The sequence below is a fragment of the Erwinia sp. BNK-24-b genome, from assembly GCF_047456155.1.
Taxonomy (GTDB): domain Bacteria; phylum Pseudomonadota; class Gammaproteobacteria; order Enterobacterales; family Enterobacteriaceae; genus Erwinia; species Erwinia phyllosphaerae.
In genome coordinates, this window is sequence record NZ_CP179901.1 from 1,894,381 (window position 1) to 1,908,644 (window position 14,264).

At 51.9% G+C, this 14,264-nt stretch carries 18 protein-coding genes; 10 read left to right on the forward strand and 8 right to left on the reverse strand.

The genetic code is table 11. The annotated features are described in order from the left end of the window. Positions 1-95: 95 nt before the first annotated feature. Both fadD and rnd read left to right on the forward strand, forming a co-directional pair. Positions 96-1,763, forward strand: coding sequence for a long-chain-fatty-acid--CoA ligase FadD (fadD, locus tag ACMGGR_RS08435; RefSeq protein WP_414148645.1), 1,668 nt, complete (start codon positions 96-98; stop codon positions 1,761-1,763). A 104-nt stretch (positions 1,764-1,867) separates the two neighbouring features. Beyond that, the gene (rnd, locus tag ACMGGR_RS08440; protein ID WP_414148932.1) at positions 1,868-2,989 is read left to right on the forward strand and encodes a ribonuclease D; all 1,122 of its coding nucleotides are present in this window, start codon (positions 1,868-1,870) and stop codon (positions 2,987-2,989) included. Between the two features lie 72 nt (positions 2,990-3,061). On the opposite strand, the gene minE is transcribed toward rnd, so the two are convergent. The 3 genes from minE to minC are packed head-to-tail and all read right to left on the reverse strand — an operon-like array spanning position 3,062 to position 4,882. Beyond that, on the reverse strand, positions 3,062-3,331 hold the full coding sequence (minE, locus tag ACMGGR_RS08445) for a cell division topological specificity factor MinE (protein ID WP_246757490.1): 270 nt from the start codon (positions 3,329-3,331) through the stop codon (positions 3,062-3,064). Between the two features lie 3 nt (positions 3,332-3,334). After that, complete coding sequence (gene minD / locus ACMGGR_RS08450; protein WP_246757489.1) at positions 3,335-4,147, reverse strand: septum site-determining protein MinD; 813 nt, start codon at positions 4,145-4,147, stop codon at positions 3,335-3,337. A gap of 42 nt (positions 4,148-4,189) precedes the next feature. After that, positions 4,190-4,882 (reverse strand): septum site-determining protein MinC, encoded by a 693-nt coding sequence (minC, locus tag ACMGGR_RS08455; protein WP_246757488.1) that lies wholly within the window; start codon positions 4,880-4,882, stop codon positions 4,190-4,192. A 158-nt stretch (positions 4,883-5,040) separates the two neighbouring features. On the opposite strand from minC, the gene ACMGGR_RS08460 reads away from it, so the two are divergent. The 5 genes from ACMGGR_RS08460 to ACMGGR_RS08480 all read left to right on the forward strand — a co-directional run bounded on the left by ACMGGR_RS08460 (position 5,041) and on the right by ACMGGR_RS08480 (position 7,960). Next, a complete protein-coding gene (locus tag ACMGGR_RS08460; RefSeq protein ID WP_246757487.1) occupies positions 5,041-5,316 on the forward strand; it encodes a YcgL domain-containing protein in 276 nt (91 codons plus the stop codon). A gap of 90 nt (positions 5,317-5,406) precedes the next feature. Continuing rightward, positions 5,407-6,465, forward strand: a complete 1,059-nt coding sequence (locus ACMGGR_RS08465) for a lytic murein transglycosylase (protein WP_414148646.1) — start codon at positions 5,407-5,409, stop codon at positions 6,463-6,465. Between the two features lie 27 nt (positions 6,466-6,492). Further along, positions 6,493-7,152 carry a fumarylacetoacetate hydrolase family protein gene (locus ACMGGR_RS08470; protein WP_246757485.1) on the forward strand — a complete coding sequence of 220 codons (660 nt, stop codon included), beginning with the start codon at positions 6,493-6,495 and terminating at the stop codon, positions 7,150-7,152. 63 nt (positions 7,153-7,215) lie between these two features. Next, a complete protein-coding gene (locus ACMGGR_RS08475) occupies positions 7,216-7,665 on the forward strand; it encodes a YcgN family cysteine cluster protein (RefSeq protein WP_246757484.1) in 450 nt (149 codons plus the stop codon). A 169-nt stretch (positions 7,666-7,834) separates the two neighbouring features. Then, positions 7,835-7,960, forward strand: a complete 126-nt coding sequence (locus ACMGGR_RS08480) for a DUF2256 domain-containing protein (protein WP_246757483.1) — start codon at positions 7,835-7,837, stop codon at positions 7,958-7,960. A 170-nt stretch (positions 7,961-8,130) separates the two neighbouring features. On the opposite strand, the gene ACMGGR_RS08485 is transcribed toward ACMGGR_RS08480, so the two are convergent. Both ACMGGR_RS08485 and ACMGGR_RS08490 read right to left on the reverse strand, forming a co-directional pair. Beyond that, positions 8,131-8,490, reverse strand: a complete 360-nt coding sequence (locus ACMGGR_RS08485) for a hypothetical protein (RefSeq protein ID WP_414148647.1) — start codon at positions 8,488-8,490, stop codon at positions 8,131-8,133. Beyond that, positions 8,435-8,863, reverse strand: coding sequence for a hypothetical protein (locus ACMGGR_RS08490; RefSeq protein ID WP_246757481.1), 429 nt, complete (start codon positions 8,861-8,863; stop codon positions 8,435-8,437). Before ACMGGR_RS08490 ends, ACMGGR_RS08485 begins: the two co-directional genes overlap by 56 nt. 504 nt (positions 8,864-9,367) lie before the next feature. Between ACMGGR_RS08490 and ACMGGR_RS08495 the strand changes: the two genes are divergently transcribed. After that, positions 9,368-9,718: a hypothetical protein gene (locus ACMGGR_RS08495; RefSeq protein ID WP_246757480.1), complete on the forward strand. Its 351-nt coding sequence runs from the start codon at positions 9,368-9,370 to the stop codon at positions 9,716-9,718. 112 nt (positions 9,719-9,830) lie between these two features. Then, positions 9,831-10,721 carry a type I 3-dehydroquinate dehydratase gene (gene aroD, locus ACMGGR_RS08500; protein ID WP_246757479.1) on the forward strand — a complete coding sequence of 297 codons (891 nt, stop codon included), beginning with the start codon at positions 9,831-9,833 and terminating at the stop codon, positions 10,719-10,721. A 104-nt stretch (positions 10,722-10,825) separates the two neighbouring features. Here aroD and ACMGGR_RS08505 read toward each other — a convergent pair whose 3' ends face one another. Beyond that, positions 10,826-10,996 carry a hypothetical protein gene (locus tag ACMGGR_RS08505; RefSeq protein ID WP_246757478.1) on the reverse strand — a complete coding sequence of 57 codons (171 nt, stop codon included), beginning with the start codon at positions 10,994-10,996 and terminating at the stop codon, positions 10,826-10,828. 63 nt (positions 10,997-11,059) lie between these two features. Next, positions 11,060-11,590, reverse strand: a complete 531-nt coding sequence (gene dsbB, locus ACMGGR_RS08510) for a disulfide bond formation protein DsbB (protein WP_246757477.1) — start codon at positions 11,588-11,590, stop codon at positions 11,060-11,062. 311 nt (positions 11,591-11,901) lie between these two features. Here dsbB and fadR point away from each other — a divergent pair, with 311 nt between their 5' ends. Then, positions 11,902-12,618, forward strand: a complete 717-nt coding sequence (gene fadR, locus ACMGGR_RS08515) for a fatty acid metabolism transcriptional regulator FadR (protein ID WP_246757476.1) — start codon at positions 11,902-11,904, stop codon at positions 12,616-12,618. A 51-nt stretch (positions 12,619-12,669) separates the two neighbouring features. Here fadR and ACMGGR_RS08520 read toward each other — a convergent pair whose 3' ends face one another. Beyond that, the gene (locus tag ACMGGR_RS08520) at positions 12,670-14,205 is read right to left on the reverse strand and encodes a SpoVR family protein (RefSeq protein WP_246757475.1); all 1,536 of its coding nucleotides are present in this window, start codon (positions 14,203-14,205) and stop codon (positions 12,670-12,672) included. Between the last annotated feature and the right edge of the window lie 59 nt (positions 14,206-14,264).

Consider the following 14,264-nt stretch of genomic DNA (forward strand, 5'->3'; position numbering starts at 1 on the left):
CCCGACAAACTGGTACGCTGAGTTAATATAATGTTAATTAACGGCGTGGGGCAGGGGTTGTGATGACAATAAATACAAGTTTCCGAGGAGTTTCCGTGAACAAGGTCTGGCTTAACCGCTATCCCGCAGACGTTCCGGCTGAAATTGACGCCGACCGCTTTCCTTCCCTGATTGACCTTTTTGAACATGCCGCCCAGCGCTATGCCGACCAGCCCGCCTTTATTAACATGGGGCAGACGATGACCTATCGCCAGCTGGAAGAGCGCAGCCGCGCTTTTGCCGCCTGGCTGCAGCAAGAGCTGGGCCTGAAAAAAGGCGATCGCGTCGCTTTAATGATGCCTAATCTGCTGCAGTATCCCATCGCGCTGTTCGGCATTTTGCGGGCCGGGATGGTAGTGGTTAACGTTAATCCTCTTTATACACCGCGAGAGCTTGAGCATCAGCTTAACGACAGCGGGGCCAGCGCTATTATCATCGTGTCCAACTTTGCTCATACGCTGGAAAAGGTGGTAGCGAAAACGCAGCTTAAGCACGTCATTTTAACTCGCCTCGGCGATCAGCTTTCACCGGCAAAGGGAACGCTGGTTAACTTTGTGGTGCGCTACGTTAAGCGGATGGTACCCAAATACCATTTGCCTGGCGCTATCTCTTTTCGGCGTGCGCTGCATAAAGGTGAACAATTGCAGTATGTGCGGCCTGAGATCGCTAATGAAGATCTGGCCTTTCTACAATATACCGGCGGCACAACCGGCGTGGCGAAAGGCGCAATGCTGACCCACCGGAACATGCAGGCCAATCTTGAGCAGACCAAGGCTACCTATGGCTCGCTGCTGAAAGAGGGTAAGGAGACGGTCGTCACCGCGCTGCCGCTTTATCATATCTTCGCCCTGACCGTAAACTGCCTGCTGTTTATCGATCTGGGCGGCGCCAATCTGCTGATTACTAATCCTCGCGACATTCCGGGCATGGTGAAAGAGCTGGCGAAAATTCGCTTTACCGCTATTACCGGCGTGAACACGCTGTTCAACGCGCTGTTAAATGATGAAAATTTCCATCGGCTGGACTTTTCGAGCCTTTCCCTTTCCGCTGGTGGCGGCATGGCGGTACAAAAAGCGGTCGCGGAGCGCTGGGAAAAGCTGACCGGGCACTATTTGCTGGAAGGCTATGGCCTGACCGAGTGCTCGCCGCTGGTGTCGGTCAACCCTTATGATATTCGCTATCACAGCGGCAGCATTGGATTACCGGTGCCCTCTACCGATGTCCGCATCGTGGATAGCGAAGGCAACGAAGTGCCGGGCGGCCCTGGCGAGCTGTGCATTAAAGGCCCGCAGGTGATGCGGGGCTACTGGCAGCACCCGCAGGCCACGGATGAAGTGCTGAAAAATGGTTGGCTGCACAGCGGCGATATTGTTACCGTTGATGAGGAAGGATTTATTCGCATCGTCGATCGTAAAAAAGATATGATCCTGGTTTCCGGTTTTAACGTATATCCTAACGAGATAGAAGATGTGGTTATGCTGCACCCGAAAGTGCGCGAAGCCGCAGCGGTAGGCGTACCAGAGCCGATAGCGGGCGAGACGGTAAAAATCTGCGTGGTGAAGAAAGATGCTTCACTGACCAAAGAAGAGTTAATTGCCCACTGTAAGAAACATCTGACCGGATATAAAATTCCTAAGATCGTTGAATTTCGTGATGAACTACCGAAAACCAACGTCGGTAAAATTTTACGCCGGGAACTGCGTGACGAAAAAAGCACGCACTAGCCTGGCGCGTTATACGTAACCTCTAAGCCGGTTAAGCCGGCTTTTTTAATGAACTACACTGGGGCATAAAAAGCCCCAGCGAGAGGATCACTTTGAATTACACCATGATAACCACCAACGAGGCGCTGGCGGACGTTTGCCATGCAGCCCGTCAGGTTCCCGCCGTGGCGCTGGATACTGAGTTTGTCCGCACCCGCACCTATTATCCCGGTCTTGGACTGATTCAGCTGTTTGACGGTGAAAATATTGCGCTGATCGATCCCCTGCCTGTTACCGACTGGACGCCGTTTCGCGAGCTAATCCTTGACAAGGCTGTGATCAAATTCCTGCATGCCGGTAGCGAAGATCTGGAAGTTTTCCTGCACAAATATGGCGTCTTGCCGGAACCCATGATCGATACCCAGATTCTGGCCGCCTTTACCGGCCGGCCGCTGTCCTGCGGTTTTGCTACTATCGTGGAATCTTTTACCGGCATCGCGCTGGATAAAAGCGAATCACGTACCGACTGGCTGGCGCGTCCGCTGACCGAGAAGCAGTGCCAGTATGCGGCTGCGGATGTTTATTACCTGCTGCCGATTGCGCAGAAGCTGATGGCGGAAGCCGAAGCGGCCGGAAAACTGAAAGCGGCGTTGAATGAGTGCTCGCTACTGTGTCAGCGACGTCAGGCCGTGGTTGCGCCAGAAGAAGCGTACCGTGATATCACCAATGCCTGGCAGCTGCGTCCCCGTCAGCTGGCCGCGCTGCGCCTGATGGCCGCCTGGCGGCTGGAGCTGGCGCGCGAAAAAGACATGGCCGTTAACTTCGTCGTGCGCGAAGAAAACCTGTGGAAAGTGGCGCGCTTTATGCCGGGTTCGCTGGCCGAACTGGACCATCTTGGACTGGCCGGGCAGGAAATTCGTTTTCATGGCAAAACGCTGGTGGCGCTGGTGGCGCAGGCGAATGAACTGCCGGAAAGCGAGTTGCCGGAACCGCTGGCTAACCTGGTCGATAATCCTGCCTATAAAAAAGTCTTTAAGGCGCTGAAAGCGCTGATGGCGGAAGCGGCGGAAAAGCATGGCGTTAGCCAGGAGCTACTGGCTTCACGTCGGCAAATCAACCAGCTGCTGAACTGGCACTGGAAGTTAAAGCCGGTGAAAAAGCCTGAGCTGCTCGACGGCTGGCGAGGCGAACTGCTGCACGACGATATTATGTCGCTGCTGGCGGAATACGAGGCGCTGGCCGGATAAAACAGCGAGACTGCCTGGCCGTAACCCTTTTTCCCCTGCAAAACAGCAGGGGAAAATCAGGCACGGGAAAGGTCATTTCGTGGTTTCTTCTGCCTCTGGCAGCGTCACGTTGAGTTCCAGAATAGAGATGTCATCATCTTTCTGATCCAGCTTGACGCTGAGCATCTCCGGGTCAATCTTCACATATCTACAGATGACTTCCAGCAGATCCTTCTTCAACTGTGGCAGATAGTGGGGCTCGGCGTCGCCCCTCCTGCGCTCTGCCACGATGATTTGCAGCCGTTCCTTGGCTATATTGGCTGTGCTCTTTTTTCGGGATAAAAAGAAGTCAAGTAAGGCCATGGTTTATCCCCCAAACAGGCGTTTCAGGAAACCCTTCTTCTCTTCTTCAATGAAGCGGAAGGGACGTTCTTCGCCAAGAATACGGTCGACGGTGTCAGCATAGGCTTTGCCCGCGTCAGAATCGGTGTCCAGTATCACAGGCTCGCCCTGATTCGAGGCGCGCAGCACGGACTGATCTTCCGGAATAACGCCCGCCAGCGGAATGCGCAGGATTTCCAGCACGTCTTCCATACTTAGCATGTCGCCACGGCTAACGCGGCCCGGATTGTAACGGGTCAGCAGCAGATGCTCTTTGATCGGGTCCTGACCGTTTTCAGCACGGCGGGATTTGGAAGAAAGAATGCCGAGGATACGGTCAGAGTCGCGTACGGATGAGACTTCCGGATTGGTGGTGATGATGGCTTCATCAGCGAAATAGAGCGCCATCAGCGCGCCGGTTTCGATACCGGCCGGTGAATCGCAGACGATAAAGTCAAAATCCATCGCGGTTAAATCATTCAGCACTTTTTCAACGCCTTCGCGCGTTAATGCGTCTTTATCACGCGTTTGCGAAGCGGGCAGAATATAAAGATGTTCAGTACGCTTGTCTTTGATTAGCGCCTGGTTCAGCGACGCGTCGCCCTGAATAACGTTAACAAAGTCGTAGACTACCCGACGCTCACAGCCCATGATCAGATCCAGATTACGCAGACCGATATCAAAATCGATCACGACGGTTTTTTTACCTTTCTGGGCTAAACCGGTAGCGATGGCCGCGCTGGACGTGGTCTTGCCCACGCCTCCTTTACCCGATGTAACAACAATAATGCGTGCCATATAGTAATTTCCTTAAGAAAAGAAAGGGCTCGTGAGCCTGGCTCAGTTCAGTGTCTGTATAGTCAAAACGCCGTCTTTTAAGCAAAGACGTGACGCTTTTCCAAAAAATTCAGCAGGGATTTCATCCATAATCCAGTATTCACCGGCAATGGAAACCAGCTCTGCTGACAAATTCGTACAAAAAATCTGGCAGTCGCGATCGCCGCCAGCACCCGCCAGCGCACGGCCACGCATCATGCCGTAGATATGAATATTGCCGTCGGCAATGAGTTCGGCACCGGCGCTGACGCTGCTGGTGACGATCAGATCGCTGTTTTTAGCGTAAATCTGCTGGCCGGAACGAATAGGCGTGTTAACGACCCGCGTTCTGGCTGCGGGAAGTTCAACAGGCTTCGCAGGCTCGGCGACTTCCGGCGCGGGCCTTTGCCCTTTGCCTTCTGACAACAGCGGCAGGCCGGCCCGGCTGATAACGCGCTTTAGGGATTCATCTTTGCAGCCGCTAACGCCGACAATATGCAGTCCGGTAGACACGATGGCCTGCTGCATCTGCCGCCAGTTAACGTCGCTGGTCAGCGAGGAGACGTTCAGAACGACCGGGGCGTTTTGCAGGAAAGCGGGCGCCTGATTGACCTTATCCTGAAGCGCCTGGCGCACCACATCCGCATCATGGTGGTGTAAGTGGACAACAGACAGAGTAAAACTGCTGCCCTTTAACTCAATTGGCGTTTGTGACATCTGTCGCGCTCAGTCCTGTTATTTCATATCCCAGCGAAAATATGCCCTTCAGACTGACATTTAAACGCATTAGGACAATATTCCGAAGTTCTGCAAGCATGTTATAGTTACTGCTATATTCAGGCAAGCCACCATCCAGGTTAATTCGAGTAAAAAATATGTTTTGTGTGATCTACAGAAGCCCTAAACGCGACCAGACTTATCTTTATGTTGAAAAAAAAGACGATTTTTCGCGCGTTCCGGAAGAGTTGCTTAAGGGTTTCGGGAAACCGCAGCTGGCAATGCTGTTGCCGCTTGACGGCAGCAAACGCCTGGCCAATGCGGACCAGGCTAAAGTAAAAGCCGCGCTTGTTGAGCAAGGTTACTATTTACAGGTGCCACCGCCGCTGGAAAGTCTGCTTAAGATTCACCTTGAAAAAGGTAAAAAAGATTAATTAGGAATCATCTGCACAAAAATATATCCCCGCCGTTGTTCTTCCCAGCGGATTTATTTAGCGGCGGGCGAGAAAGTAAAAGGACGTCGCATGAAGCATACCTTTCTTACCACGTTTATTTTCTCCCTGCTGCTGGCTGGCTGCGCCACTCAAAGCAGCAAGGCCCTTGAAAAAAAACCGGGCGCAACTGCCCAGCCGACAAAAACGACGCTGGCCGCCTCCGGACGCGATCCGGCAGAATTTCCCGCCTATGTCGAACAGCTGAAAAATCAGGCGCGCGCAAAAGGTATCGACCAGGCCACCCTTGACGCTGCCTTCAATAATATTCACTTTGTCGATCGTGCTATCTCTTCCGATCGTAACCAGCTGGAAAAGAAAATTACGCTGGATGACTATCTTGCACGCGTGTTGCCAGAAGCGAAAAAACAGCGCGCTCGCGAAAATTTCCAGCAGTATCAGGCAAGCTTACTGCCGGTAAGCCAGCGCTACGGCGTTCAGCCGCAGTATATCGTGGCGCTCTGGGCCATGGAGAGCAACTTCGGCAAAATTCAGGGGCGGGAAGAGGTGATTTCCGCGCTGGCGACGCTGGCGTTTGAAGGCCGTCGCGAGGCTTTCTTCACTAAAGAGCTGCTCTCCGCGCTGCAAATTATTCAACAGCAACATATCGACGCCGGGGAAATGAAAGGCTCCTGGGCAGGCGCAATGGGGCAGAATCAGTTTATGCCGTCATCTTTCCTGCGCTATGGCGCGGACGGAGATGGCGATGGCCGCATCGATATCTGGAATGACACCGATGATGTGTTTGCTTCGACAGCTAACTACCTGGCGACCGAAGGCTGGAAACCGGGCCAGAGCTGGGGGCAAGAGGTGACGCTTCCCGCAGGCTTTGCGCCAGAGCTGGGCGGGCTGAAAACCAGCCAGGCTAAAACGGTAGCGGAGTGGCAAAGCATGGGCGTACAGATAAACGGAACCGCCTTACCGGACGCTACGCAGCGTGCATGGATTATCATGCCTGACGACGCGGCCGGGCGCGCATTTATGGTTTATGACAATTTCCGTGTCATTATGCACTGGAATCGCTCTTATTATTTCGCTATCAGTATCGGCATGATGGCCGACGCCATTGCTCAACAGGATGGGGTCCGCTGACCACAACGCTAAAAGCAGGAGAACAGTATGTATCAGCATCATAACTGGCAGGGCGCTTTGTTGGATTATCCGGTGAGCAAAGTGGTTTGCGTAGGCAGCAACTATGCTAAGCATATTAAAGAAATGGGCAGCGCAACGCCGTCTGACCCGGTGCTGTTTATCAAGCCGGAAACGGCGCTTTGCGATATCCGCCAGCCGCTGTCGATTCCCAAAGATCTGGGCGCGGTTCATCACGAAGTCGAGCTGGCGGTACTGATTGGCTCTACGCTCAAGCACGCTTCAGAAGAGCATGTGGCAAAAGCTATTGCCGGTTACGGTGTTGCGCTCGATTTGACCTTGCGTGACGTGCAGGCGGGCTGTAAAAAAGCCGGACAGCCATGGGAAAAAGCCAAAGGGTTTGATAACTCTTGTCCGGTTTCCGGTTTTATTCCGGCCAGCGAGCTGGGTGCAGATCCGCAAAATATCGAGCTAAAGCTGGTGGTAAACGGCGAAGTACGTCAGCAGGGCTCAACGGAAGATATGATCCATAAAATTCTGCCGCTGATCGCCTACATGAGCCAGTTTTTTACGCTGCGCGCGGGCGATATCATACTGACCGGCACGCCAGAAGGCGTGGGGCCGATGTTCTCTGGCGACACGCTTGAAGTCTCGCTCGGCGGACGCGGCGTGGCAACTCGCGTACTGTAGAGCTTGCAACCAGGGCCCGAACTGTTTATAAGGTGCGGGCTTTTACTCAAACAGGACAGCAAAATGAACGATACCCCTTTCTGGCAGCAAAAAACGCTGGAACAAATGAGCGACGAGGAATGGGAATCCCTGTGCGACGGCTGTGGCCAGTGCTGTCTTAACAAACTGCAGGATGCCGACACGGATGAGATCTATTTCACCAACGTCGCCTGTAACCAGCTGAACATTAAAACCTGCCAGTGCCGTAACTATGAGCGCCGCTTCGAACTGGAAGAGGACTGCATCAAGTTAACGCGTGACAATCTGCCCACCTTTTCCTGGCTGCCGCCCAGCTGCGCCTACCGCGTGCTGGCCGAAGGCAAGAACCTGCCGGTCTGGCATCCGCTGCGCAGCGGCGGCAAAGCCGCAATGCATGCAGCACGCATTTCCGTTCGCCATATCGCCGTACGGGAAAGCGAAGTGCAGGACTGGGAAGATCACATTATCAATAAGCCGCGCTGGTACGGTAAGTAGATTGATCTGGAAGGATTAATTGCTTAGCTGGCGTTACTCTGGGGCTTGGGTGGGGCATACCTGATAAATCTGGCGTATAAAAGCCAATCGAAGCGGTGTGCCTCTCTGTCCCGATACTAAAAGTTATCTAAAATTATATGTGTCCCGTTCTGACTGCAGGAGACTCTTGATGAAGAAAAGTGAACTCCCAACAAAAATCTGTACGGTTTGCGGTCGGCCCTTTACCTGGCGTAAGAAGTGGGAAAAGTGCTGGGATGACGTGCGGAAATGCTCAGAGCGTTGCCGGCGTAAGTGATCGGGAGCCTCAACAAAAAGCGCAACGAGGCTGCGAGCAAAATAGTAACGGATATCTATGGCATGGAGTTACAGGGCTAACGTGCTGCCCAATAAATTGATAGCAATCAAGCGGCGGAATGGGCTGTCGCGAACGCAATAACCCGGCGGGTTACCGCTTCGCAGGCAAAGTTACCTGATAAAGTACTTAGAAAGAACGGCAATCAAAACGGTAATGACCAGAGCTAAGACTATTTTCCATGTCTGAGAATTTAGCTCTTTGTGTAAAGATTCTTTTGTTGCAACTGTTTCTTTTAACACAGCAACATCAACAGCCAGGGCTGATGTTTTTTCTTCAAGTACTTTAATTCTGTCAAGCATATCATTCCCTCCACCGTTACCGCTGCCATATTCAGGATTATGATCTTCACTGTCTGTTCGTGCAACCGGTTTATGGGTGGGGGCTAAGTATTGCAATATGTTGTCTGGCATCCTTTTAAGCCCTATAAGAGACATAGAAAAAGCATTCATTTTCAGCAGCGGGAAGCTCATTTCTTATCCCGTCTTTGCTCCTGTAAGCTTTCACTGAAATCCTGTAAATTCCTTCAACAGACAGGTCTACTCCAGATGCAATCATTGAGTAAATCGTCAGTAGTCTTGATGTTTGAGTTTGCTCATAAAATTTAGTCTCGATTAAGCCAGAGCGAGAAGGACTAGCAATAACCGACTCATCATGCCTGTAAACTCCAACCTCCATGTAATACATGCCTACTTGTTGCAGTATAAAAGCAGCTGTTACTGCCAAAGTATGTGTTCCATCTTTTGTGTCAGGAGTGATAGACAGTTGAGGCGGGTACGTTTCACTGGCTGACATTCCCTCTCTCAAAAGAGTGGGGTAAACATAAGAAATAATTTCTTCCATCATGCTGTTTTCCCTCACCCAAACGTCTCTTAAGATTATTAACCTGCTGTCAGGCCAGTCACAGCATTAACGAAACCCTGGATTAACAGTGCGAATCCAGAGAGCAAAAAAATTTTTTTATGGGCCAGGTGAAAAATGGTCATTGTCACGCACAGCACAAATATTGAAATTTCAGGTAAACAGACACGATTTCTCCTTCATTAAACGTCTTTTCCAGTTGCTAAATCGCTCTCAATGATAATCTGGGGTAACATAATGTAGATCCTGGAAATTTGAACAGACTATATGGACGCATACCTGAGCATATCTTCATACGCAGTGATACTCTGTGATGTGGTTAGCATACTGATCAGGGTGATAAGTCAGTTCGCGATCGCATATTGCAAAATACAGATCCCCCTCACATCAACTAATCTTATTAAAGATGCTATCCATCTAATCAACAGGCTACGCTGTTACGCCAGGTAGCCTGGGTGAACGCCTTTTTGCTATCAAGACAGGATAAAAATGAAGCTTATTTCCCGCACCGTCGTAGCCATTACTTTTTCTCTGCCGCTGTTTGCCTTTGCCGACGTGCAGTGTGGCCCCTTTCATCTGGCTGGTCAGACGGCAGATGGCGGTTGGGCCACCGTTGACGGCATGAAAACACGTCATCAAAAGGTTGTGTTTTTGCAGCAGAAAGGAGATAGCAATAACGTAAAAATGCACTGGACGGTTGCCGCCACTAAATTTCAGGGTGATTACGGCATGGCCTATCAGAATAAAAAGGGCGAGGCGACGCTGGATGTTGAAGTAATGCGCAGCAGCCGCAGCCAGATAAAAATCTCCGGCTCGTACGATTGCCATAACATCCGTTAACTTTGTACCGTCGCGCCGCGCTGGCGACGCATCTGCCAAACCTGGCCGTGGGCTATCCGCCTGATTTGTTTTGCTATGCTTAAATCTTTTTCCTTATCAGGAGGTAGCTCTTATGCATCGCAGAGAATTTATCGGTTCCGGAGGCGCGCTTGTCGCACTGTCGCTCATGTCTTCAACCGCAACCAGCGCGACGCTGCCTGCCAGCCCCTCAACAAAGCCCTCACGGTCCAGTCAACCGGTCTTAAAGCTTAAAAATATCGCGATTGGCGAAGGGCAACCGAAGGTAATTATCCCCACCACGGCCAGTAGCGAAAAAGAAGTTTTAAAATTCGTTGATAAGGTAGCGGGGCGCGAGGATTTTCATCTGCTGGAGCTGCGTATCGATCCGCTGGATAACGCCAGCGATGCTGGTGCAATAGCAAGGTTAACGCGCGAAGTCTCGTCCCGTCTTGATAACAAGCTGCTGCTGGTAACGTTTCGCACCAAAGCAGAGGGTGGCAAAAAGGCTATCGGCGATAAAGAGTATGCTGCGCTATACCGTACTCTGTTAACTGACGGGCAGTTCGATCTGCTGGATATTGAAATGTATCGCGACAGGGCGTTAACCGACCCCCTGATCGAACTGGCGCATCAGAACGGTAAACACGTAGTTCTCTCAAATCACGAACTGCATAGTACACCTTCTGCTCAGGAAATTGTTTCGCGCCTGCGTGAACAGCAGCAGCGCGGTGCCGACGTGCTGAAGCTGGCAGCGATGCCTGAGGATGCGGCGGATGTGCTGACGCTGTTGAACGCCACGCTGGAGATGTATCAGCACCATGCGCAAAAACCACTGCTGACGATGGCAATGGGCGATTTGGGCGTGCTGTCACGGATAAGCGGAGAACTGTCTGGTTCCGCGCTGACGTTTGGCATGGTTGGCGATGCTTCGGCTTCCGGGCAGATTGAGGTCGCCGATCTGGGACACGTGCTGGAGGTAGTGCATAACGGCATGCATTCCTGAATGATGACCGCAGCGTGCTGCGAAATCAGGATGCAGCATCGCTGCCGCATCCCTGGGGCCAGTAATAATGTCTTCTGCCCCGAGCGGAGGAAATAAGGTAAGCCCTATCCCTGAGGTTGACCAACCGGACCGCTTCCGCCAGGCGCGCCTGGCGGTTGCTGGCCGCTCGGTGGGGCTGGCGGTGGACTGTGTGTGTCATTGGCGCCCCAGTGGGCGCAGCCGGAAAGCAGCGTAACGGAAAGGGTAAATGAGAGTGCCAACATAATGTTTTTCATAGGATCCCTGTTTTTAAGCCGATGGTGCTTAAAGCGTAGCCGCTACCCTGACCTGTCGCACCTTTAGCGTGAGAAAAGATCGCGTCTTTTTTGCGGGAAAAATTGCGCCACCAGCACCGCCAGCGCCACGATAAGATAAGCGGCAAAAATCACTATCAGCCACTGCGGCATGCCCAGAGAAAATAACGACCACTGCTTTTCTGCACAGTCGCCGGTAGCCACAAATACCGAAGGCAGCCATTTATCCAGCGGCAGCCACTGAGGGAAGCGGGCAGCAAAATCACAGGTTACAAACGGATTAGGGTGAAGCTGAATCATGGTGTGCTCCCATGCAAGGCGTAAACCTTCCACAGCGCTATAGATCCAAATCAGGATGGCCACCCAGCGTAGCGGCGTTTTTGGCGCAACGGCGCCGACTAAAGAAGCCCCCAGTACCCCAAATAGCGCACAGCGTTCATAGATGCACATGACACAAGGCTTAAGCAACATAACGTGCTGGAAGTAAAGGGCAACCATTTCCAGAATAAAAGCCGTCAGGGCCATTAACAGCCAGGCACCGCGACCTTGAGAACAGCTATTTAAATATCGCAACATAATCTATCCATGTGGTTAGCGTTGAATCGGCAGTGTAAACTAAAAGGCCTGCCGTGCCAGCCAGTCTGAATCAAATTTAACTGACTGAAAACCGTGGCGGGTGCGGCGTGGTGTAAAAAAATGTTTTTAACCGGAAGGGAAAAGAGCACTGACAGAACAAAAGATTAAACAGCGCTTCACAATAAACAATTATTTTGAGCAAATGGGCGATCTTAAGCCGTTTAACGTGCCGCACAGTCTAGGTGACGGCGAAACCATCTGCTATGATGGCCGAAATTTTGCCGCCCCGAACGCAACGGAAACAATACGCTATGGTCATTAAGGCGCAAAGCCCTGCGGGTTTCGCTGAAGAATATATTATTGAGAGCATCTGGAATAATCGTTTTCCGCCCGGCTCAATTCTCCCTGCCGAACGCGAGCTGTCAGAGCTGATTGGCGTCACCCGCACAACCTTGCGTGAAGTCCTCCAGCGGCTGGCGCGGGATGGCTGGTTAACTATCCAGCATGGCAAACCGACCAAAGTGAATAACTTCTGGGAAACCTCGGGTCTGAATATTCTGGAAACGCTGGCTCGCCTTGACCATGACAGCGTGCCGCAGTTGATTGACAGCCTGCTTTCTGTCCGTACCGACATCTCTTCAGTCTTTATCCGCCGCGCAATACGTATCCATCCCGAAAAGGCCACGGAAGTCCTGCTTACCGCTCTTAACGTTGCCGATAAGGCAGAAACCTATACCGAACTGGATTACAACGTATTCCGCGGCCTGGCTTTCGCCTCCGGTAATCCTGTTTATGGTCTGATTCTGAACGGCCTGAAAGGGCTTTATACTCGCGTTGGTCGCCACTATTTCTCTAATCCGGAAGCGCGCAGCCTGGCGCGAGAATTTTATCAGCAGCTGCTGACCATTTGTCAGAATCAGCAGTTAGATAAAATTGTGGAAACCGTACGTGATTACGGCCATCGCAGCGGTGAGATCTGGCATAACATGCAAAACAGTATGCCGACAGAGCTGAACAGCCACCGCTAGCCGGCTAACTAAGCTTTGAGATAAACCGGTTCCGCAGAACCGGTTAAAGGATTAAAGCGAGGAAGGGCGAGGTGGACAGCGATCGAGGATTTCCGTACTGCCATCCTCATTTTGCTGCTCCAGATATACATCAAAACCCCACAGGCGATGCACGTGCTTCAGCACCTCGCGGCGGCTTTTATCCAGCGGTGCGCGGCTGTGTGGGACGTAGCGCAGCTTCAGCGAACGGTCACCGCGCAAGTCCACATCGTAAACCTGAATGTTCGGTTCCAGGTTACTCAGGTTATACTGCGCGGAAAGCTGTTGGCGAATGGCCCGATAGCCCGCCTCGTCGTGAATAGCGGCAATTTCCAGGAAGTTATTACGGTCGTCGTCCATCACCGTAAACAACCGGAAATCGCGCATCACTTTGGGCGAAAGGAACTGGCTGATAAAGCTTTCGTCCTTAAATTCACGCATGGCAAAATGCAGCGTCTCTAGCCAGTCGGACCCGGCAATATCCGGGAACCAGTAGCGATCTTCCTCCGTTGGCTCCTGACAGATCCGCTTAATATCCTGGAACATAGCGAAACCCAGCGCATAAGGGTTAATGCCGTTATACCACTGGCTGTTGTAAGGCGGCTGGAAGACCACGTTGGTATGGCTGTGCAGAAACTCCAGCATAAAGCGTTCGCTGACCTTACCCTCATCATACAAATGGTTCAGGATGGTGTAGTGCCAGAAGGTCGCCCAGCCTTCGTTCATCACCTGCGTTTGCTTCTGCGGATAAAAATACTGGCTGACCTTACGCACGATACGCAAAATTTCGCGCTGCCACGACTCCAGCAGCGGGGCGTTTTTTTCCATAAAGTAGAGCAGGTTTTCCTGTGGCTCGCTCGGATAGCGCGCGGCCTGGGCCTGGGTAAATTCCGCCTCGCGCCTTGGCAGCGTGCGCCACAGCATATTCACCTGGCTTTGCAGATACTCTTCGCGGCTGCGCTGGCGGGCTTTCTCTTCCTGTAACGAAATTTTTTGCGGTCTTTTATAACGATCCACGCCGTAGTTCATCAGCGCATGGCAGGAGTCCAGCAGCTTTTCTACTTCTTCCACGCCGTAACGCTCTTCACATTCGCTGATATAGTTACGGGCAAAAATCAGGTAGTCGACAATAGAGCTGGCATCCGTCCAGCTACGGAACAGATAGTTATTTTTGAAAAAGGAATTGTGCCCGTAACAGGCGTGCGCCATCACCAGCGCCTGCATGGTAATGGTGTTTTCTTCCATCAGATAGGCGATACAGGGATTGGAATTAATCACGATCTCATAAGCAAGGCCCTGCTGCCCGTGCTTATAGCGCTGCTCGGTTTCGATAAACTTTTTACCGAAAGACCAGTGCGCGTAGTTAATCGGCATGCCCACGCTGGAATAAGCATCCATCATCTGCTCTGAAGTAATGACTTCAATCTGATGGGGATAGGTATCCAGCCGGTAAAGTTTGGCAACGCGGTCAATTTCTGCCAGGTAAACATCCAGCAGATCGAACGTCCAGTCTGGCCCGTCACTGAGTCGCTGGCTTTTGGTCATGGACTCATCAAAGATAGTCGTCATAGCGCACCCCTTTTTTAAAACCGGTTTCCGATATAGCAAACGGTCCGTTTTCATGCTGG